The following is an 812-nucleotide window of genomic DNA, read 5'->3' on the forward strand; positions in this document are numbered from 1 at the left end:
CCTGCAGGACCGCCTGGTCCGCGAGCATCAGGGCTGGGGCACCCTGCGTTACACCTACGACGCCTGCGGCCAACTCACCCGGATGCGTCTGCCGGACAACAGCAAGCTCGACTATCACTACGCCAAGGGCGGCGCGCTGACCGCGATCGACCTCAACGGCGCCTTGCTCACCCGCCACGTCTACCAGAACGGCCGCGAGCAACAGCGCCAGCAGGGCCTGTTGCTCAGCGAATATGCCTACGACGAGCAGGGCCGTTTGCTGTCCCACGCTGTCGGCCATCAACGCAGTGCGCTGTACCGCCGCGACTTTGCCTACAGCGCCAACGGCAACCTCGAACACATCGCCGACACCCGCCACGGCCAGCGCAGTTACCAGTACGACGCCCTCGACCGGCTGATCCGCGTGCGCCACACCCGCGACGACGTGCCGGAAAACTTCGCCCACGACCCCGCCGGCAACCTGTTGCTGCAGGATCGGCCCGGCCCGACCAGCATCAAAGGCAATCGCCTGCTGATGCAGGGCGACCGCCACTACGACTACGACGCCTTCGGCAACCTGATCCGCGAACGCCGCGGCCGCGCCCAACAGCTCGTCACTGCATACCGCTACGACAGCCAGCACCGCCTGATCGGCCTCACTCGTCCCGACGGCAGCACCGCGACTTACCACTACGACGCCTTCGGCCGCCGCGTCCGCAAAACCGTCGACGGCCAGACCACCGAGTTCTTCTGGCAAGGCGACCACTTGATCGCCGAAAGCAGCCAGGAACAGCACCGCAGCTTCATCTACGAACCCGGCACCTTCCGCCCGG

General features: G+C 66.6%; 1 pseudogene. It reads left to right on the forward strand.

The features are described from left to right. Positions 1 to 812, forward strand: a pseudogene (locus ACKLNA_RS29110) (type IV secretion protein Rhs); the annotation flags it as partial.

The organism is Pseudomonas sp. UV AK001 (assembly GCF_046097675.1).
Classification (GTDB): domain Bacteria; phylum Pseudomonadota; class Gammaproteobacteria; order Pseudomonadales; family Pseudomonadaceae; genus Aquipseudomonas; species Aquipseudomonas kribbensis.